The organism is Legionella spiritensis (genome assembly GCF_900186965.1).
GTDB classification, from domain to species: Bacteria; Pseudomonadota; Gammaproteobacteria; order Legionellales; family Legionellaceae; genus Legionella_C; species Legionella_C spiritensis.
On the sequence record NZ_LT906457.1, the window covers coordinates 1,923,263 to 1,942,398 of the forward strand.

A 19,136-nucleotide genomic window follows, 5' to 3' on the forward strand; every position below is an offset into this window, starting at 1 on the left:
GAATTTAACTCACCAAATACCGGCTTAATTTGCCATTGGCCGTCATCACATATAAATTATGGTCGGAAACGACAGGAGCGACATTGACCGGACCACCCATCGGAACACGGGCTAAAAATTCGCCGCTGGAAGCGGATAAAACGTGTAACAGTCCTGTTTTATCACCGACAAACAAACGATTGCCCATAAGGACAGGTTCCGTTAATCCCCGTGCTTTCAAGGCCATTTGTTTCCAGTTTACCTGCCCGTTTTTTCTATTAATAGACCAAATCACATCATCCGTATCGGTGACATAAAGATTATTGCCAACGACGGTCATATTCTTGTAAATTGAGGCGGGTTTTCGCCATAAAAAATGGCCGTCCTGCAGGGAAAGCGCGCCAAGATACCCCTGATAACTTCCGAGAAGCGCCACATTGTTAATAACGATGGGATCCGCATCAATATCCACCAGGCGTTCAACATCACTGGAACCTGTTGCATAGGCGATACTTCGCTGCCAGAGAACCCGTCCTGTTTCCTGTTCAACCGCGTCCATTTTTCCATCGGAATAACCAACCAGAATCATATTTCCGAGTACGACAGGCGAGGAGCTGGCCTTCAATATCAAATTAGGAGCGCCATGATCGGAAACCCAAAGCCTGGCGCCATTTTTCAGATCAAGCGCATAAAGATTGCCATCGATAGATTTTGCAATCACACGTCCGTTAGAAATGACGGGGTTGGCCAATACCTCACTGGAAACCTTCGCCTTCCAGAGTTCGCTTCCATCGCTTTGTTTCAAAGCCGTCAAACTGGAATCATCGGTCGCGACAATAACATGGCCTGACGCGACAGTCGGTCCGCTAACCGGATCGGATGACAGTTTTTTTGACCAGACTGGCGCGCCGGTAGATTTATTAATGGCCTGAACATTTCCGGCTCCGTCCGCACTATAGATGATGTTGCCGACAATGACCGGTTTTAGTTTGGGATTATCATTTTTCTTCGAACGCCCTACAGGAGCGGTCCATTTTTCGACCATACTTACCCGCGATTTAACCGGGGGCAGAGCGTCCGGCTTTGGTGTATTGTCTTTTCCCAGCATGTAATCATCAATGGTGCTGCACGCCGCAGATAAAACACATAGAGCAATAACAATCAAATTTCTTTTAATGTACAACATAAAACCTCTTTATCAAGCCGCTTGTAATGAATGTTTATCATTCGACATCGATTGCGTCAGCGAGGCGAGTTCGTTTGTCTTCATTTCCAGGAACAAATTGCCCATACCCTTGATACGAGTCTGACTCATTGCTTCCTTATAAGACAAAATTGCCTGCTGATACTTACCGGTTGCCGCAAAAATATCACCTTTCAACTCATTAATGAGCGGCATATAAGCCCCATCATCAACCACACTCAATTCGGTCAACGCCTTGTCAAACTGCTTCTCGGCAACAAATAAACGTGAAATCCGAAGTTTTGCAATTTGCTTGAAGGCGGACATGGTGGAATGCTTTGCAACATAATCCAGCATATCTCTCGCTTTGTTATAATCATTCTTTTTTATATACAATTTGGCCAGGGTCATTCTTGCCACATCGGCATATACTGTCTGGCCGTATTCATTAATCAATTGGTTGGAATAAGCCCTGATATCCTTATTATTCTCGTTGGAAAAAGCCAGGATTAAGTGTTCGTAAGCGTTTGACGCTTGTGTCTTGATTTTGTACTGATGCCAATTCCAGTATTTGTAGCCGGAAACGCCTAATAATAACAATGAAACCAGAATAGTAATCCACGTACTATGGCGACTCCACCACTTTTTTATGGCGTCTATTTGCTCGTCTTCAGTCATATAAACCGACATCATATTCTCCTGCTATCGTCCAAGATAGTCGTTTATTCGTATTGCCAAATCCTGCTGGGGCATAGTGAACTGTTCCTCGTGATTTCGCAAGTTTTTCACACTGACCTGTTCGTTTTTCATTTCATCCTCGCCCAGAATAATAGCAAGATCAGCCCCGCTTTTATCGGCCTTTTTGAATTGACTTTTAAAGCCGCCACCCGCGGTATTGGTAATGACAGACCAGTCGCTGCGAAAATCTCTTAATTGTTCAGCAAGACCTAACGCGCTCTGCGTGGCCGAATCATCACCGATGATAATAAACAACGTCGGGTGTTTATTATCATCGAGTGTCACTTGTAATGTTTCCATTAACAATAGCAGGCGCTCAGCCCCCATGGCGAATCCAACCGCGGGGGTCGGATTACCGCCCAGATGTTCAACCAGAACATCATACCGCCCACCGGCGCAAACCGTTGCCTGACTGCCCAGTTTGTCGGTGACCCATTCAAAAACGGTATGGCCGTAATAATCCAGTCCTCTAACCAGAAATGGATTAAGCTGGTAAGCAATCCCCAGAGAGTCGAGACCCGCGCAAAAAGATTGAAAATGGGTTTTGCTCTCTTCACCAAGCATGTCCATCAATTTCGGTGCGTTTGAGATCAACGCTTGTATATCAGGATTTTTACTATCCAGAATGCGAAGGGGATTTCTATCCAGTCGTTTTATGGAATCCTCGTCAAGTACGTCCAGATTAGCCCGGAAAAAACGCTGTAATTCCTCTTTATACAAGCGCCGCTCATCCAGCGTACCCAATGTATTGATTTGCAATACGACGGATTGATCAATCCTCAATTCCCGCCATAACCGTAAACACATGGCTATCAATTCAAGCTCTACCGCTGTTCCCGGGATATTCAGCGCTTCCACACCAAATTGGGTAAACTGACGATATCGACCCTTTTGTGGTTTTTCATGGCGATACATGGGACCCATGTACCAGAGTTTTTGCTGTTGATTATGCAAAAGCCCGTGCTCAAGACAGGCACGAAGACATCCCGCGGTACCCTCAGGCCGCAAGGTCAGACTGTCGCCATTCAAATCGGTAAACGTATACATTTCCTTTTCAACGATATCGGTCACTTCTCCGATAGTACGTTTGAAAAGTTGCGTGCTTTCCACAAGAGGAAAGCGTATTTCCTGATATCCGTACTGCAATAGACAGTCTGCGAATATTTTCTCTACGGATCGCCACAATGATGTTTGATGAGGCAGTATGTCATTCATGCCTCGAATTGCCTGGATTCGTTCAGCCACCCTTTTTCTCCGAAGAAACGGACGATGAATCGGCTCTGAACATCGACTGCATTTTTGAAATATCGGTTAATTTAACTTCCATTTCCTTGTCAGGCTGTTTCGCTAACGCCACTCCCGATCCGGCTTGTTTTCCGGAAAAAAACAGCTTGCCATCATTGCTTTTCTGCCACCAGAAACTAATAGCGACAATCGCGCTGATAGCAACAAGAGCACTTACCCAGCGAACAAGGCGCTCTCCTCGATTTGTTTCACGTCTGCTTTGCCATAAAGCGATTTTTTCGGCTTTGCGTTCGGCCATAAAGATATTATTGAATGATGCCAGATAAGGCTCCGGCAATACATCCAGCAATTTGGCGTAGGCTCGAAAATAACCTTTGACAAAAACAGGCTCAGGCATCTGTTCATAGTCGCCTGCTTCCAGAAGCTCAATCACTTTTACCCGTAAATGCAGCTTGCTCGCAACGTATTCGCGACTGTAACCCTTTTGCTCACGAATGTGCGCCAGGTGTGCGCCGGGATTTTCAATAGGATTTTGTGATAATTCATCCGTTACTGTTGTGTTCGTAGTCATTTTTTTCTCCGGCAACATTATTAGTGAACCTTCCCAGGCGTTGCTTATAAAAATCTTCCATGTCCGCTTTCTCCGCCTTATGCGCAGCATCAACGGCCAAAGCAAGCAAGGAGGGATCATTCAAAGCCATTTCCTGATATTTTTGCAGAATCTTCAGTGCTTTGGATGGATCATTTTGTTTTATTTCCAGTGTTACGAGTTCTACCAGTGATTGCCTGCGATGCGGATCCTGTTCAAGAGCCTTGGTAAAATAATGCTCCGCCTTCGCAAGATCAGGAATCGCGCTGGCGCAAAGTCCCGCATTTTCATAAGCACCGGCGCTATGGATATAATGGACATCGTTCACCGCTTTTAAAAAATAGCGTTCGGCTTCCTTATATTTACCTGAACGACACAAAAAAGTACCATAATTATTCAGTTGCGACCCATCATTCGGTGCAAGCGACAACGCCTTGCTGTAGTAGTTTTTCGCCTCATCCACATCGCCTGTTTTTTCCAGGAAATAAGCCATGGCGACATTCACGTCAGGCGAATTGGGTTCCATTTGCAAGGCGTAGAGTAATTTTCTTTTCGCTCGCGGCGTATCACCCTGTTTCAGGTAAGCCAGACCCAGTTGAGTATTATAACCAGCCGCCTTGCTTAACTTCTGCTCTTTGACCTGTTTTTTTCGCTCAGTTTCCAGGCTATGTTGACATGCCTGCAGAAGCAAAAATACGCATAAGGAAGCTAACCAGCCAATTTGTTTCCAGCCTGACCTTCTGCCCATTATTCCACCACAAAGATATGATCGCTCGTCGCAAACACCGGATTTCAAAGCATGGCGGTCGAACATTTTTAATATCGAAATTCGACGATAACCAGTCAAACCAAATAGCATGCGCACTATGATCACGAAACCTAGTAAAGATTGTGCATTATACCTATGAACAGTGGAATTTCAAAAGGCTTATGCAAAGGATCACAAACTTCCGCAAACAAATTTTTTTCCAGGCGAAAAAGAGAGTGCCTGTATGGAAGCCTGCAGCCGTATTGCGGATTTCATGTGCCAATATTGCAACAGAAGTTACAGGTGAGTGCGTTTTCCCGCATTTCGGCTTCGCCTTCATGACGGGCTACGGGAAACTATTATTTAGTGTAACAATAATCGCCTCGCTTTCGCCTGGAAAAAAATTTGGCACACAGAGCCTAGGCTCTGTCTTCGGAAACCATCTTTTCGTGTGGCATAAAATGCAATTTTTGCCATCTTTTGGAGCGGCTGGTTCTATCATTTACCTTTCCAGCCAATTGACCGCATGCCGCATCAATATCATCACCTCGTGTTTTTCTGGTAATGGTATTGATTCCCTTGGCAACAAGCCGATCACGAAACGAATTAATAGTATCCCGGGAAGAACACTCGTATTCGGTATAGGGAAACGGGTTAAAAGGAATCAAATTGACCTTGGCCGGAACGTTACGTAATAGTTTAATCAATTGTTCGGCGTGAACAGGCTGATCATTGACGCCCTTTAACATAACGTATTCAAAAGTTACCTTGCGTTTTGACTCGTTTTTGAAATAGGTTTTGCAAATTTCCATCAATTGCGCCAACGGATATTTTTTGTTTATGGGCACCAGTTGATTACGTAACTCGTCCGTCGGGGCATGCAGCGAAACGGCCAGAGAAACCGGACTCGCGGATTGCAGCCGGATCAGTTCCGGCAACACACCGGATGTACTTAGTGTCACACGGCGCTTGGACAAACCATAGGCGAAATCATCCATCATAATATCCATGGCGGCGACGACATTATCAAAATTAAGCAACGGCTCACCCATTCCCATCATCACCACATTGGTAATTTTTTTATCATGACTGCCATTACTGGTTGATAACTCACGAACAGCCAGCCATACCTGGCCTATGATTTCCGCAGTGGTCAGATTACGGTTAAACCCTTGTTTGGCCGTGGAGCAAAAACTGCAGTTCAAACCGCAACCAACTTGTGAGGATACGCATAAAGTACCTCTTGTGGTTTCAGGAATGAATACGGTTTCAATGGAATTACCGCAATCCAGTTTCAACAACCATTTGTGTGTTCCATCGTCGGATTTCTGGCAGGCGATAATCTCCGGCAAACGAATTTCCGCTTGTTCAGAAAGCCGATCACGTAATGATTTTCCCAAATTGGTCATGGTTGAAAAATCATGGCAACCGGCCTGATGAATCCACTGCATTACCTGTTGAGCACGAAACGGCTTTTCACCCAAATCGGTAAAAAACGCTCGCATTTGCTGATAATTGAAATTCAACAGATTAATTTTTTCGCTCATTACCTGCCCCGAATACGATGGATTACCTGGCGCAAATTTCGTGAGGCTCAAAAAAGAAAGCGATCTCTTTTTGCGCGTTTTCAGCACTGTCTGAACCATGAACGGCATTGGCGTCAATATTTTCGGCGAAATCAGCGCGAATTGTTCCGGGAGCCGCTTCCTTGGGATTTGTAGCACCCATGATGTCACGGTTTTTGGCAATGGCGTTATCGCCTTGCAAAACCTGAATCATAACCGGACCGGAAATCATGAAAGAAACCAAATCATTAAAAAAGGGACGCTCTTTGTGTACCGCATAAAATCCTTCCGCCTGCTCACGGCTCAAATGCGTCATTCTGGCAGCCACGATTTTTAAGCCGGCATCTTCAAATCGGGCGTAAATTTTGCCGATAACGGATTTGCTGACAGCATCCGGTTTAATAATTGACAAGGTTAATTCTTGAGTCATGAATTTACTCCATTCATTTAAAATTAAAAAGACTGAATTATACACGAAAATCAACCAAATGAACTAATAAAAAACACTATGAAATAAAAAATAAGCTCATAAATGCCTGGAACGCCTAACTGTTCAAAAAAAATAAAATATAAACAACAATTGACTAAAAATCCTGGTGCATTTATTATATATAGACTGTTTATTTATTTGGCTGATGTTTATGGACTATTTTAGCAAACAACTTTCCGGTAACTCTCAACGACTATCCCTTATTCTTCTCCGCTAGGGCGGAGCATATATTTCATCATCATAAAAAAACTCAATCTTCTTTAGTTAGCTTATAGAAAGGATTTTTTAAATTATGCCTATATCGCGACTGGCCGCCTGGGTGATCTGGACAACAGCATCCATCTTTTACGCTTACCAATATATATTACGAGTTATGCCAAATATCATGCTGCAGGATTTTATTCAGCAGTTCCATATTGACAGCACCATATTTGGGCAGTTTTCCGGCGTGTATTACATAGGATACGCCCTGATGCACTTGCCGTTAGGAATTCTCCTCGATCGCTACGGGCCTAAAAAAATTATGACCGCATGTATCTTGCTGTCCGTCATCGGTCTGCTACCTGTTCTTTTTGCAGAACACTGGATTTATCCCGTTATCGGTCGCTTGTTGATTGGCATGGGTTCGTCTGCCGCTATTTTAGGCATCTTTAAAATCATTCGTATGACATTTACAGAGAAACAGTTTACTCGAATGCTGAGTCTTTCCGTGACTATCGGTTTAATCGGAGCCATCTACGGTGGCGGGCCGGTTAGCGCATTGACAGAGAGTCTGGGATATAAAAATGTGGTGCAAATATTTATCGGATTTGGACTCATCCTGGCCGGAATGACTTATTTTATTATCCCTGATCTGGAACAGAAACGAACTGAAAGCGTCTTATCCGATCTTAAATCGGTTCTCATGAACAAAAAGGTGATCATGATATGCCTGTTAGCCGGATTAATGGTTGGCCCCCTGGAAGGGTTTGCCGATGTATGGGGAGCAGCGTTTCTGCAAAAAATCTATGGTTTCAGCCATGAAAACTCCAGCTATCTGACGTCCATGATTTTTGTGGGCATGTGCTTTGGAGCGCCTGTTTTAAGCTACATAGGTGAAAAAACCGGCAATTATCTGGCTGTTATCGGCGCCGCAGGGGCGTTTATGATGTTTTGCTTTCTGGTTTTGATATCGGGACAATTGACCAGCCACAGTATGGTAGCCAGTTTTCTTTTAATAGGAACCTGTTCCGCTTATCAGATCCTTGCTATTTATAAAGCGTCCACCTACGTACCGGAACAGGTCGCCGGATTAACCACCGCGGTGGCCAACATGATTATCATGAGTTTTGGATACGCGTTTCACTCCCTGATTGGATTAGTAGTCAACCATTTTGGCGGTACTACCGTATCAAAAGCGTTTATCTACGGGATCAGCATCATCCCGATTGGCCTGGGTATCGCGGTGCTTGGCTTCCTGGCATTGTTGTATAAAGAGCGAAACAAAATGATAGCGGCATAACCAGGGGGGGATAAAAGCAATAAATTCCGCAGAGGGTGTTTTGCCGATCGCAGATTGCCGGGCCTGATCCCGCCTGCGATCGAGCTAAAGCCATTTTTTCAGCACCAGTGCGTCTTCCTCCTTGCCATCTTCATCCGTGTAATAGCCGGTTTTAATGCCTTTCCTTTGAAACCCCAGACTTTCATATAACGCTATGGCGGCTTTGTTGGTCGGTCGAACTTCGAGAACAAGGGTGGCGATCAGATTTTTGTCCAGAGACTCCAGTAAATTTTTTAATAAAAAACGTCCATAGCCTTTGCCTTGACAAGAAACGTCGATGCAAAGATTAAGAATATGGCATACACCGTTACTTTGACGGGCAATCAAATATCCGACAATCCGTGGTCCAGTCGATTTCTCCGTTGACTCTAAAACACGGCAATTGTAACCAACCAAAATGCAATCCTGTAAAATACTGCGACTCCAGGGCGCTTTATGGGAAGCAAGTTCTATAGTATAGACACGATCAAGATCACTAACCTGCATTGGGCGAACTTTAAGCATGTTACCGTTACCAGATTGGGTTAACAAAAAATAATATCTTGTAGCCCGTCATGAAGGCGAAGCCGTAATGCGGGAAAACGTTCCTAATTGGCACATCAAACCCGCAATACGGCCGAAGGCCTCCTTACGGGCTACTGCCTTTTCGCAAAAAATAGTGCGAAGAAAATTTGGTACACAGAGCCTAATTATCACCATCCTTTTTCTCATTATACTCAGTCCGGCAAGTTTTTGTAACTTAATGACAGGAAGTGATAGCTCATGGCAGGATATGTAAGTTCGTTATCTGTAGACAACGAACTTACTCAAACGAAAACTATTATTTTTTCTTCTTTTTGGGCAGATACAAATCCGTAATGGTTCCCTCAAACGCCTCGGCAGATAACATAACCGTTTCAGAGAGTGTCGGATGTGGATGAATGGTTAAAGCAATATCTTCAACGTCGCATTCCATTTCAATTGCGAGTGCCGCTTCGGAGATCAAATCTCCGGCATTCACTCCAACAATACCGGCTCCAAGTATGCGGTTGGTTTCAGGACAGAAAAGCAGTTTGGTCATACCCTCACCACGCCCCATACTGAGAGCCCGCCCACTGGCCGCCCAGGGAAACGTTCCCTTTTCATATGGGATCCCCTTTTCTTTCGCTTCTTTTTCCGTTAGTCCGGCCCAGGCGATTTCAGGATCAGTATAAGCTACGCTGGCAATACAGCGTGGATCGAACTGATGTTTCATACCGGCAATCACTTCCGCGGCAACCCGGCCTTCCGGTATCGCTTTATGCGCCAGCATTGGCTGCCCGACCACATCACCTATCGCAAAAATATGAGACACATTGGTACGCATTTGTTTATCAACTTTAATAAACCCTCTTTCATCCACCTTGACACCAGCCTTGTCCGCACTGATAGTACCACCGTTTGGTTTACGGCCAACCGATAACAGAACCTGCTGAAAACACAAGGGTTTGTCCGTGGCATGTTCACCTTCCATGGTGACGTAGATACCGTCTTTTTTCGCATCAATAGCAGTGACTTTGGTTTTTAACAGGAATGTCACGCCTTTGTTGGCCATACGTTTCTGCAAGACCTTCACCAAATCGGCATCCGCACCGGGTATTAACTGATCCATAAATTCAACAACCGTTACCTTGACACCCAGAGCACTGTATACGGTCGCCATTTCAAGGCCAATAATACCACCGCCTAAAACAAGCAAATCCCCTTTGATATCGGCCAGTTCCAAAGCGCCGGTGGAACTGAAAATTCGGGAATCTTCAGGCACAAAAGGTAACGTGATGGACTCGCTGCCTACGGCAATAATGGCGTTTTCAAAATCAATGGTTGTTTTTTTACCGTTACCATCAACCACAACCTGATTGGCTCCGGAAAAATTAGCCACTCCGGTCAATACCTCAACCTTACGTTGCTTGGCCAACGCTTTCAGACCACCGGTTAACTGGCCCGTTACGGAGTTTTTCCAGGCAACCAGCTTTTTGCTATCCACTTTGGGTTTGCCGAAACCAACCCCCATATCGCCCATTTCATGGGCTTCATCCAGTATCCTTGCAACATGAAGAAGTGCTTTTGAAGGAATACAACCGACATTGAGACAAACGCCGCCCAGACTATCAAAACGTTCAACCAGGACAACTTTTTTACCTAAATCGGCGGCACGGAATGCTGCCGTATAACCACCAGGCCCGCTTCCCAGAACTACAACTTCGGTTTTTACATTTTCACTCATTACAAGCCTCTTTATTTAATTAGAAAGCCGGGCCTGTTGACAGCGCATTTACAGCCGTGAAATGACCTGCCAACAGACCCTGATTTTTTACAATAATATCCGACGCGCGTCTTCCAGTAAATCCGCAAGGAAACGGGTAAATCGAGCCGCTTCCGCACCATCGATAACCCGATGGTCATAGGACAATGATAAAGGAAGCATGAGACGGGGTTTAAAATCGCTTCCCTGATAAACCGGTTTTATTGACGATCGTGACAATCCCAGGATGGCGACTTCCGGCCCGTTGACAATGGGAGTAAACGCCGTGCCTCCTATTCCACCCAGACTGGAAATTGTAAAACAACCTCCGCTCATATCGGCAGGAGTCAAACCTTTCTCCCGCGCTTTTCCGCTTAATTCACCCATTTGCCGGGCAATGTCCCCAATCGATAACTGGTCCGTATTTTTAATGACCGGAACCACCAAACCATTGGGTGTATCCACCGCGATACCGATGTTAAAATATTTTTTATAAATTAAATTCTCGCCGCCCGCATCCAGGGACGCGTTAAACTGCGGAAACTTTGTCAAGGCTTTGGTCACCGCTTTGGTAACAAAAGCGAGCAAGGTCAACTTATATCCGGCTTGCTTTGCCTTGTCCGACTCCTGTTTACGAAACGCTTCCAGCTCCGTAATATCGGCCTCATCAAACTGGGTGACATGCGGGATTGTAATCCAGGAACGATGGACGTTAACGCCGGTCAGACGTTTGATTTTATTCAACGGCTTTGTTTCTATCTCGCCAAATTTGCTGAAATCCACCACCGGTGCCTGTGGCATAGCCATAAGACCCGAACCGGCTTTCTGACTCAAGCGTTCCTTGACATACGCCTGAACATCTTCCCGGGTGATCCTGTTTTTACGGCCGCTTCCTTTCACCCTGTCAAGCGCCACACCCAATTCTCTCGCCAGGCGTCTAACCGCCGGTCCCGCCGCAACAAGGTTTGTTGACGTACTGGCCGGATCGTCGCTTTCCCGCGGCTGATACCCGGCCTTTTCCTGTCGTTGCGGCGCTTTTTCCTCAACCATGGTTTTGTCCGCGATCGATTCCGGTTCACCGGAGGGGGACTTCGTCTTTTCAGGCTCCTCTTGCTCAACCTTCATGGTGACTATCCTGTTTCCCTGGGACACCTTGTCGCCTACTTTTACCGCAACAGACAACACTTCACCCGAATAGGGCGAGGGGATCTCCATTGTCGCTTTATCACCTTCCAGGGTAATTAAAGACTGATCCTTGGCAATAACATCTCCGGCATTGACCATCACTTCAATAACATCCACATTTTCCGCACCACCAATATCAGGAATCAGGATCTCTCTCGATTCGGATGAGGAAACGGATTTCGGCTGCGGCGATTCCGGCTTGCCCGGGGGTGTCTGTTCTTTTTGTGGCGGTGTGCTCGACTTCGACATCTCACCATCTTCAGAGGCGGCAGTCGGTTGCGAGCCCGAGAGAATCAGAATCTCATCACCCTCTGAAACCTTGTCACCAACCTTGACCAGCACTTTTTCAACCTTTCCTGCTGAAGGAGAGGGAATGTCCATGCTTGCTTTTTCCGATTCCAGCGTGACCAGGGGCGTATCCACTGAAATCTCATCGCCCGGTTTTATCAGAATTTCAATAACATCCACATCAGTCGCGCCACCAATATCCGGTATTGTAACTTTCATATCTTCGGCCATATTTATCCTCGCAAACAGTTCAACCGGGATGAAACGCTGTTCAATCCCGGCTAAAGGTATTCATTCGTGTTTCATTAATGAGTAATCGGGTCAGGCTTCTCATTATTAATTTGATACCGCTTGATAGCATCCTTCACATGAGTCTGTTTCATCTCACCTTGTGCCACGAGCGCTTCCAGTGCCGCAAGAACTATAAATTTCGCATCAACCTCAAAGAAATGACGCAAGCGCTCACGCGTATCACTTCGACCATAACCGTCCGTACCCAGCACCACATAGCTGCCAGGAACATAAGGTCTTATTTGATCCGCGTACAGACGCATGTAATCGGTAGCGGCAATCACAGGTCCCTTTCGATCCTTTAATTGCTCCGTCACATAACTTCGGCGCGGCTTGGCGGTGTCAGGGTGCATACGATTATAACGCTCGGCCGCCAGGCCATCGCGGCGTAACTCGTTAAAACTGGTCACACTCCAGATATCCGAACTGACGCCAAAATCCTCCTGAAGCAAGTGAGCAGCTTTGATTACTTCCCGTAATATCGTACCTGATCCCATAAGCTGTACATGGGCCTTATTCTTTTTACCAATGGTTTCAAGCAGATACATACCTTTTATAATGCCTTCTTCAACCCCTTTCGGCATATCAGGATGTGTGTAATTTTCGTTCATAACGGTAATGTAATAAAACACGTTATCCTGCTTCTGATACATGCGGTACAAACCATGCCGCATGATTACCGCCAGTTCGTAGGCGTACGTCGGATCATAAGCCACGCAGTTCGGGATAGTTGAGGCCATGATATGACTATGGCCATCCTGATGCTGTAACCCTTCCCCGGCAAGCGTTGTACGTCCGGCGGTACCACCCAGAAGAAATCCCCGCGCCTGCATATCACCGGCGGCCCAGGCCAAATCGCCAATACGCTGGAATCCAAACATGGAATAATAGATATAGAACGGAATCATAGTCAGTTTATTGGAGCTGTACGACGTCGCTGCGGCAATCCAGGAACAAAACGCCCCCGCTTCATTAATGCCTTCTTCAAGAATCTGCCCGTCGCGTGCTTCCCGATAATACATGACCTGCTCATGATCAACCGGAGTATACAGTTGCCCGACCGGCGAATAAATTCCTATCTGGCGAAACAGTCCTTCCATACCAAAGGTGCGACACTCATCGGGAACAATTGGTACAATCCGGGAACTCAACGTTTTATCCTTTAATAAAACGGATAAAATTCGCACAAATGCCATAGTTGTTGAAATTTCACGCTCTCCCGTACCCTTGGTCACAGAAGAAAAAGCGGAAAGCTCGGGAATATCCAGTTTTTCAAGCTCATGGTTTCGGGACGGCAGATAACCGCCAAGAGCCTCACGCTGGTTTTTTATATATTGAATTTCAGGGCTGTTTTCTTCAGGACGATAAAAAGGTATGTCCGTTATTTTATCATCACTGACAGGGATACTGAACCGATCACGAAAAGCGCGTAATTGTTCAATGGTCATTTTTTTCTGCTGATGGGTGATGTTTTGTCCTTCACCCGCGGCTCCCATACCATAACCCTTGATCGTTTTAGCCAGAATAACCGTAGGGGTACCCTTGTGCTCGACAGCCTGGGCATAAGCGGCATAGACTTTTTGCGGATCATGTCCACCACGGTTAAGACGCCAGATTTCCTCGTCGGACATATTGGCAACCATAGCTTTCAATTCAGGATACTGACCAAAAAAATGCTCGCGGACATAAGCGCCGTCGTTGGCTTTGTAAGCCTGGTAGTCACCATCGACACACTCTTCCATGCGTTTTTGCAGAATGCCTGTCTTGTCACGGGCAAACAGCGCGTCCCAGCGGCCACCCCATAACACTTTAATGACATTCCATCCCGCCCCATGGAATACACCTTCCAGTTCCTGGATAATTTTTCCGTTGCCGCGCACCGGGCCGTCAAGCCGTTGCAGATTGCAATTCACTACAAAAATAAGATTATCCAGTTTTTCACGGGCAGCAATAGACAGGGCACCCACAGACTCCGGCTCATCCATTTCTCCGTCACCAAGAAATGCCCATACCTTTCTTCCCTCCGCAGGAATTAAGCCCCTGTTTTCCAGATACTTCAGGAATCTGGCCTGGTAAATGGCCTGTAGCGGTCCAAGCCCCATGGACACCGTTGGAAATTGCCAGAATTCGCTCATTAACCACGGATGCGGGTAGGAGGACAAGCCATCCACTTCCACTTCCTGCCTGAATCTGGCCAGCTGATGTTCGCTCAAACGTCCCTCGAGAAACGCCCGCGCGTAAATTCCCGGTGCAGAGTGGCCTTGAATATAAACCAAATCGCCGCCATGACTGGTAGCCTCTGGCCCCTTGAAAAAATAGTTAAACCCGGTTTCATAAAGCGTAGATGCCGACGCGTAGGACGCAATATGGCCACCCAGTTCCGGTGCGTATTTTCCGGCACGCAAAACCATAGCTACGGCATTCCATCGAATTAATGCATTGATTCGTTTACCAATTCCTTCATCCGGAGGCATCGGTTTTTCTTCATGTGGTTTAATAGTATTGCGATAAGGCGTATGTACCATGCTCTCCAGATGGACACCTTCCGAATTGGCCTTGTTAAAAAGCTCCTGGAGAATAAAAGAAGCACGAACACATCCATCATTTCTTATTACCGCTTGCAAGGCATCCAGCCACTCACGTGTTTCTATTGGATCAATATCTTTTGCATTTTCTTGTGACATGAATGTATTCCTCGTCAGTCTTCAGGCTTTGTTAGCACACAGGAGATACCTGCAATCGTTTATGGATAACGCCACCGCACGATTGCATGCAAACCTGATAATCGGCCCGGCAATTACAGGTTGTTTTGCGGCATTGTAGTGGATCACGGTAGGATTTCAAATCACGGGCAATAATTCCACCCTCCACACAAACTTCATGAACGTATTTTCGATAGTGTCTCGCCGCAGTCTGGTTGGCGTAAGCCGTGCATTGGGGACAATTGTTTCGACATACCCTGTTGCACTGCTTCGCCGCCTGCTGACAAGCGACCCTGCAGGCAGCGAATGCCTGTTTATCCCCGGGCTGTTTGGTCATTGATACGCAGGATGCCAGAAATAACGCCAGTCCAATCAACAACACCACTCGACTAATAGAATTTATCATTTCGGACTCGTATTTGGTTAGGGCTTGTTTGTAAACATTTCATAAACTACAACCAGGCGACCAGGGTAAAAGCGGCAATGAATACCAGGTAAACGATCATGGCATGCTCAACCAGGCTTTGGGCAAATGGCAGTGAAACCATTTCGTTTTCCCTGGCGCGTGCGGCGAGCAGCCCGCCTTGTCCGAGCAATTCCGTATTGTATGCGGGCAAGGCAAAAAGATTCTGGATTAGAAAATGCAAGCCATGCTGAAAATTACCAACCAGTAAATACAGCAATACCGTTAATCTTGCGGGTATCCAGTCCAGAATATCAGTAAGTCTTTGTGCCTCACCGGACGTTAATGACTGATCCCGGCATAAGGAGACAAGGCGGTATACAAGTGCCGCTAACGGACCCAAAATAATATACCAGAAAATGATCGCAAAGACCTGATTATTAACTACCGCAAAATAATTGAAGGCGGCGGACTCTTCTTCCGCCTCGGTCTCACCATTATTGACCGGATAAAAAGGATTGCCCGGGCCAAGGCAATAATAAAAAACAATCAGGTTCAGGATCAGATAAATAAAACCAAATAACAAACTTTTAAACAGGCAAAGTACGATGAACACGGCAAGAAACAACGGCAGTATTACAATAAATAAAGTCAGCCATCGATTGGCCAGGAATCCTGTTTGAGGCAGCTTTCCACAGACAATATTAAAATAATCCGTAAACCATGAAAAACGCTTGTGCGAGACGGAATGAACCAGATATCGTTCGCTGAATAAACAAAGTACTATAACCAGTAATTTCATGCTTAATCCTTTTGCATTTTTTCAGACAGGGCAATGGGTGTCGGATATTTTAATACTACAAGATACGATGAAACGATAAATGTTAAAATAGTCGTCGCCTGAATCAGATTGGATGCAACCTCGGAAATTAATTCCGAGCTTAACGCAATGCTGGCCACCAGAAGGGAAAACTCACTGGCCTGCCCAAGCCTGAAACCAACTTCCCTGGCCACCTGTTTCTTCTCTCCGGCCCGCCTTAAAAGAATATTGAATAACAGAGGCTTCACAACCAGTATAAGTGCGGACAGAATTAAAGCCGGAATAACAACCTGCGCGGCATAACCGAAATTAAACGTCGCCCCTATCGAAAAGAAAAACATCACCAGGAAAAAATCGCGCAACGGCTTCAGACTTTCCGCAATAAACAGGGAAATGGGACTTGACGCCAGCACGACTCCGGCAACAAATGCCCCGATATCTTCCGAAAGACCAATCTGCTCCGCCAGAAAAGAGAGCCCCAGACACCAGCCGATGGAGAGTAAAAAGACATACTCCTGGGTCCTGTCAAAACGAGCGAGCAATTTCACTAAAATATATCGTTCAACCGCAAACGCGAACAAGATCAGGGAAGGCAGGGCAACCAGCACCAGGATCAGATCGTTAACAGCCAGCCCTCCGCCCTGTTTCGCACCGTTAATAAGGATAAGGACAATAATGGCAATGACGTCCTGCATCAAAAGAACACTAATCATCACCTCACCGGTATGCTGGTGATGTAATATTGTTGTAGGTAATAGCTTAAGGCCAATGATGGTACTGGAAAACATCATGGCGGCACCTAAAATCCAGGACTCGGTTTTACCCAACCCGAACCATCGGCCAATCACATAGGCGATAAGGGCGAACAATATCGAACTGACGATGGCAATCCAGGTTATTTTCCTGAGCATGTGTACCAGATTTTGCGGCTGCAGGTGCAGCCCCAGCAAGAAAAGCAGAAAAACGATGCCGATATCTCCCACCTGCTGGACGATGGTGACATCAGAAACCAGTTTCAACCCCCAGGGACCAAGGGCCGCACCGAGAAGTATGTAAGCAACCAGCAGCGACTGTTTTGTATACAAGACCAGAGTCGAAAAAATGGCGGCACCGGCAAAAATCAGAAAGATAGTATAAAAAACAGTATTAGTATGCATACATGAATGCCCTACAAAAAATTAAACGAAACAGAATGGTGCAAAGCAGGTCTTCGCATGTCAACAGCCCTCAGGTTCCGTGAACAAAATCGCTATAAAGCCTTTTTCGACAGCGCCATCTCTTTTTGTCAGGAATCTCTGAAATATGTATCCGATTAAGGATAACACAGATCGAAAGATACCCAATGAGTTTGCCAACTCGAAATAAATGACCCCGTATCACCAGGTTTTATGAAATGCGCATTATAAGGGAAAATTTATAAAATATAAGGGTTAAACACAATCTAGAAAATAACGAATCTTACTACCAGCGCTTTTTTTACTTCAAATCCCGCACAAATAGACAATTTAAAACCAATTTGATAAAATTTTTTATTTCTATTCCAATTCTGACTGATTAAGATAAAATGACTGGCTTTTAGCTTTATAGCCAGAGCTTGTTAACATGCCATGACGTGCTGCGAAAATGCGGACAATTAAGTTCGATTTGACTATTTTTCATTCACCTAATGATAGGTCAACAAGCCCCGGGGTTATTTTTAATAGGGAGTATTTGAATAGATGTCATATAGTCAGAACCATGTCCTGCCCGAGAATTATCCGTCCAACAACATTAAACCCTGGGTAGTCTGGGGACTTGGCTCGCTTTTTTACTTCTATGAATGTCTGCTACAGGTTTCCCCAAGCGTCATGAGCACCGAGTTAATGCGTGACTTTGCAGTCACCAGTCATACTTTGGGCATACTTTCCGGTATTTATTTTTACTCTTACGCCATCATGCAGCTGCCCGGGGGAGTTATGATGGATTATTTCGGACCGCAAAGACTCCTTACCCTGGCAACAACCATTTGCGCCATCAGCACCATAGCTTTCGGCCTGACGGATCATTTCTACACGGCCTGCATCGCTCGCCTGATGATTGGTTTCGGATCAGCTTTCGCGGCGGTTGGGGCCATGAAACTTGCGGCAAACTGGTTCCCCGCCAACCGATTCGCTTTCCTGACCGGGATGATGGTCACCATAGGCATGCTTGGCGCGATAGGAGGAGAAGCGCCTCTGGCCTTGCTGGTTGATCACTACGGCTGGCGGCATAGTATGGTCATTATGGGCATGGTTGGTCTGGTCATTGCGTTCCTGATACTGGTCATCGCCAAGGATGCACCCCGCAACGCCAAGCATACGGTGAAAATCTCGGAAGAGATCAGGGAGGCCCCTCTTATGAGCAGCCTGCTCACTCTGATTAAAAACAGACAGTTATGGCTGGTCGCTGTTTTTGGCGGCTTGATGTATATGTCCACACCGGTGTTTTGCGGATTATGGGGTGTACCTTTTCTGATGTTTAAAATGGGACTGACCAAAGCGACCGCGGCCAACTATATCTCGCTGGTTTTTGTCGGCTGGGCCATCGCCAGCCCATTCTGGGGCATTTTTTCCAATCGTATCGGACGGCGTAAACCGCCTATGTACATAGGATCCGTCGGTGCTCTCTTAACCAGTCTTTTATTTATTTTCTACCCGTTTAAATCCGGTTTGCTTATGCAAATTTTTCTGTTTGCCTTCGGTATATTCTCATCCGGTTTTCTACCCGCTTTTGCCGTGGCTAAAGAGCTGTGCTGCAAACGATATGTCGCAACGGGACTCAGTTTCATGAACATGATGAACATGGTGGGTATAGCCCTGGCACAACCGTTAATCGGCTATATTCTTGATTTGATGTGGCAAGGAAAAATCGTCGATAAAGTCCGGGTATACCCTCTTGAAGCCTACCATGTAGCCCTTGCTATATTGCCGGCCGGTATATTCATCTCTTTGCTCGTTTTACCCCGCATCAAGGAAACATATTGCCAGAGCGTGAACGATTGATTAGGTTAGAGATGACGAAAATTTGCACTTTTTTTGGTATTTAATACCATCAAAATGGTATGATCTCGTACTTCGTCCTTATGGACA

16 protein-coding genes are annotated in these 19,136 nt (G+C 45.9%); 2 read left to right on the forward strand and 14 right to left on the reverse strand.

All coding sequences use genetic code 11. The features are described from left to right. Positions 1-4: 4 nt before the first annotated feature. From bamB to ndk, 7 genes are all read right to left on the reverse strand, one after another. On the reverse strand, positions 5-1,165 hold the full coding sequence (bamB, locus tag CKW05_RS08670; RefSeq protein ID WP_095140617.1) for an outer membrane protein assembly factor BamB: 1,161 nt from the start codon (positions 1,163-1,165) through the stop codon (positions 5-7). A gap of 12 nt (positions 1,166-1,177) precedes the next feature. Next, the gene (locus tag CKW05_RS08675; protein WP_058484214.1) at positions 1,178-1,852 is read right to left on the reverse strand and encodes a YfgM family protein; all 675 of its coding nucleotides are present in this window, start codon (positions 1,850-1,852) and stop codon (positions 1,178-1,180) included. Positions 1,853-1,864: 12 nt separating this feature from the next. Continuing rightward, positions 1,865-3,115: a histidine--tRNA ligase gene (gene hisS / locus CKW05_RS08680; RefSeq protein WP_231950750.1), complete on the reverse strand. Its 1,251-nt coding sequence runs from the start codon at positions 3,113-3,115 to the stop codon at positions 1,865-1,867. A gap of 22 nt (positions 3,116-3,137) precedes the next feature. Then, positions 3,138-3,716, reverse strand: a complete 579-nt coding sequence (locus CKW05_RS08685) for a helix-turn-helix domain-containing protein (RefSeq protein ID WP_058484212.1) — start codon at positions 3,714-3,716, stop codon at positions 3,138-3,140. Then, positions 3,688-4,482, reverse strand: coding sequence for a type IV pilus biogenesis/stability protein PilW (gene pilW, locus CKW05_RS08690; protein ID WP_058484211.1), 795 nt, complete (start codon positions 4,480-4,482; stop codon positions 3,688-3,690). The genes CKW05_RS08685 and pilW overlap by 29 nt, the downstream gene beginning before the upstream one ends. 419 nt (positions 4,483-4,901) lie before the next feature. Next, the gene (gene rlmN / locus CKW05_RS08695; RefSeq protein WP_058484210.1) at positions 4,902-6,029 is read right to left on the reverse strand and encodes a 23S rRNA (adenine(2503)-C(2))-methyltransferase RlmN; all 1,128 of its coding nucleotides are present in this window, start codon (positions 6,027-6,029) and stop codon (positions 4,902-4,904) included. Between the two features lie 22 nt (positions 6,030-6,051). After that, positions 6,052-6,477 carry a nucleoside-diphosphate kinase gene (ndk, locus tag CKW05_RS08700; RefSeq protein ID WP_058484209.1) on the reverse strand — a complete coding sequence of 142 codons (426 nt, stop codon included), beginning with the start codon at positions 6,475-6,477 and terminating at the stop codon, positions 6,052-6,054. Between the two features lie 352 nt (positions 6,478-6,829). On the opposite strand from ndk, the gene CKW05_RS08705 reads away from it, so the two are divergent. Continuing rightward, positions 6,830-8,038, forward strand: a complete 1,209-nt coding sequence (locus CKW05_RS08705; protein ID WP_058484208.1) for an MFS transporter — start codon at positions 6,830-6,832, stop codon at positions 8,036-8,038. Positions 8,039-8,122: 84 nt separating this feature from the next. Here the strand turns inward: CKW05_RS08705 and rimI are convergent, their stop codons facing one another. From rimI to CKW05_RS08740, 7 genes are all read right to left on the reverse strand, one after another. Then, positions 8,123-8,581 (reverse strand): ribosomal protein S18-alanine N-acetyltransferase, encoded by a 459-nt coding sequence (rimI, locus tag CKW05_RS08710; RefSeq protein WP_058484207.1) that lies wholly within the window; start codon positions 8,579-8,581, stop codon positions 8,123-8,125. A 316-nt stretch (positions 8,582-8,897) separates the two neighbouring features. Beyond that, positions 8,898-10,322: a dihydrolipoyl dehydrogenase gene (gene lpdA, locus CKW05_RS08715; RefSeq protein ID WP_058484206.1), complete on the reverse strand. Its 1,425-nt coding sequence runs from the start codon at positions 10,320-10,322 to the stop codon at positions 8,898-8,900. An 87-nt stretch (positions 10,323-10,409) separates the two neighbouring features. Then, the gene (gene aceF / locus CKW05_RS08720; protein ID WP_058484205.1) at positions 10,410-12,044 is read right to left on the reverse strand and encodes a dihydrolipoyllysine-residue acetyltransferase; all 1,635 of its coding nucleotides are present in this window, start codon (positions 12,042-12,044) and stop codon (positions 10,410-10,412) included. Positions 12,045-12,118: 74 nt separating this feature from the next. Next, positions 12,119-14,788: a pyruvate dehydrogenase (acetyl-transferring), homodimeric type gene (gene aceE / locus CKW05_RS08725; protein WP_058484204.1), complete on the reverse strand. Its 2,670-nt coding sequence runs from the start codon at positions 14,786-14,788 to the stop codon at positions 12,119-12,121. A gap of 31 nt (positions 14,789-14,819) precedes the next feature. Beyond that, positions 14,820-15,212 (reverse strand): acyltransferase, encoded by a 393-nt coding sequence (locus tag CKW05_RS08730; protein WP_126338257.1) that lies wholly within the window; start codon positions 15,210-15,212, stop codon positions 14,820-14,822. 46 nt (positions 15,213-15,258) lie between these two features. Further along, complete coding sequence (locus tag CKW05_RS08735; protein ID WP_058484202.1) at positions 15,259-16,011, reverse strand: hypothetical protein; 753 nt, start codon at positions 16,009-16,011, stop codon at positions 15,259-15,261. Positions 16,012-16,013: 2 nt separating this feature from the next. Beyond that, on the reverse strand, positions 16,014-17,186 hold the full coding sequence (locus CKW05_RS08740) for a cation:proton antiporter (RefSeq protein ID WP_058484201.1): 1,173 nt from the start codon (positions 17,184-17,186) through the stop codon (positions 16,014-16,016). A 561-nt stretch (positions 17,187-17,747) separates the two neighbouring features. Here CKW05_RS08740 and CKW05_RS08745 point away from each other — a divergent pair. After that, on the forward strand, positions 17,748-19,049 hold the full coding sequence (locus CKW05_RS08745; RefSeq protein ID WP_058484200.1) for an MFS transporter: 1,302 nt from the start codon (positions 17,748-17,750) through the stop codon (positions 19,047-19,049). The last annotated feature ends 87 nt before the right edge of the window (positions 19,050-19,136 follow it).

Bases quoted from the DNA above. Each gene is read 5' to 3' on its own strand.
- aceE (WP_058484204.1), bottom strand. From the start codon at position 14,788: ATGTCACAAGAAAATGCAAAAGATATTGATCCAATAGAAACACGTGAG.
- CKW05_RS08705 (WP_058484208.1), top strand. From the start codon at position 6,830: ATGCCTATATCGCGACTGGCCGCCTGGGTGATCTGGACAACAGCATCC.
- hisS (WP_231950750.1), bottom strand. From the start codon at position 3,115: ATGAATGACATACTGCCTCATCAAACATCATTGTGGCGATCCGTAGAG.
- lpdA (WP_058484206.1), bottom strand. From the start codon at position 10,322: ATGAGTGAAAATGTAAAAACCGAAGTTGTAGTTCTGGGAAGCGGGCCT.
- rlmN (WP_058484210.1), bottom strand. From the start codon at position 6,029: ATGAGCGAAAAAATTAATCTGTTGAATTTCAATTATCAGCAAATGCGA.
- CKW05_RS08675 (WP_058484214.1), bottom strand. From the start codon at position 1,852: ATGTCGGTTTATATGACTGAAGACGAGCAAATAGACGCCATAAAAAAG.
- CKW05_RS08730 (WP_126338257.1), bottom strand. From the start codon at position 15,212: ATGATAAATTCTATTAGTCGAGTGGTGTTGTTGATTGGACTGGCGTTA.
- ndk (WP_058484209.1), bottom strand. From the start codon at position 6,477: ATGACTCAAGAATTAACCTTGTCAATTATTAAACCGGATGCTGTCAGC.
- bamB (WP_095140617.1), bottom strand. From the start codon at position 1,165: ATGTTGTACATTAAAAGAAATTTGATTGTTATTGCTCTATGTGTTTTA.
- pilW (WP_058484211.1), bottom strand. From the start codon at position 4,482: ATGGGCAGAAGGTCAGGCTGGAAACAAATTGGCTGGTTAGCTTCCTTA.
- CKW05_RS08735 (WP_058484202.1), bottom strand. From the start codon at position 16,011: ATGAAATTACTGGTTATAGTACTTTGTTTATTCAGCGAACGATATCTG.
- CKW05_RS08685 (WP_058484212.1), bottom strand. From the start codon at position 3,716: ATGACTACGAACACAACAGTAACGGATGAATTATCACAAAATCCTATT.
- rimI (WP_058484207.1), bottom strand. From the start codon at position 8,581: ATGCTTAAAGTTCGCCCAATGCAGGTTAGTGATCTTGATCGTGTCTAT.
- CKW05_RS08740 (WP_058484201.1), bottom strand. From the start codon at position 17,186: ATGCATACTAATACTGTTTTTTATACTATCTTTCTGATTTTTGCCGGT.
- aceF (WP_058484205.1), bottom strand. From the start codon at position 12,044: ATGGCCGAAGATATGAAAGTTACAATACCGGATATTGGTGGCGCGACT.
- CKW05_RS08745 (WP_058484200.1), top strand. From the start codon at position 17,748: ATGTCATATAGTCAGAACCATGTCCTGCCCGAGAATTATCCGTCCAAC.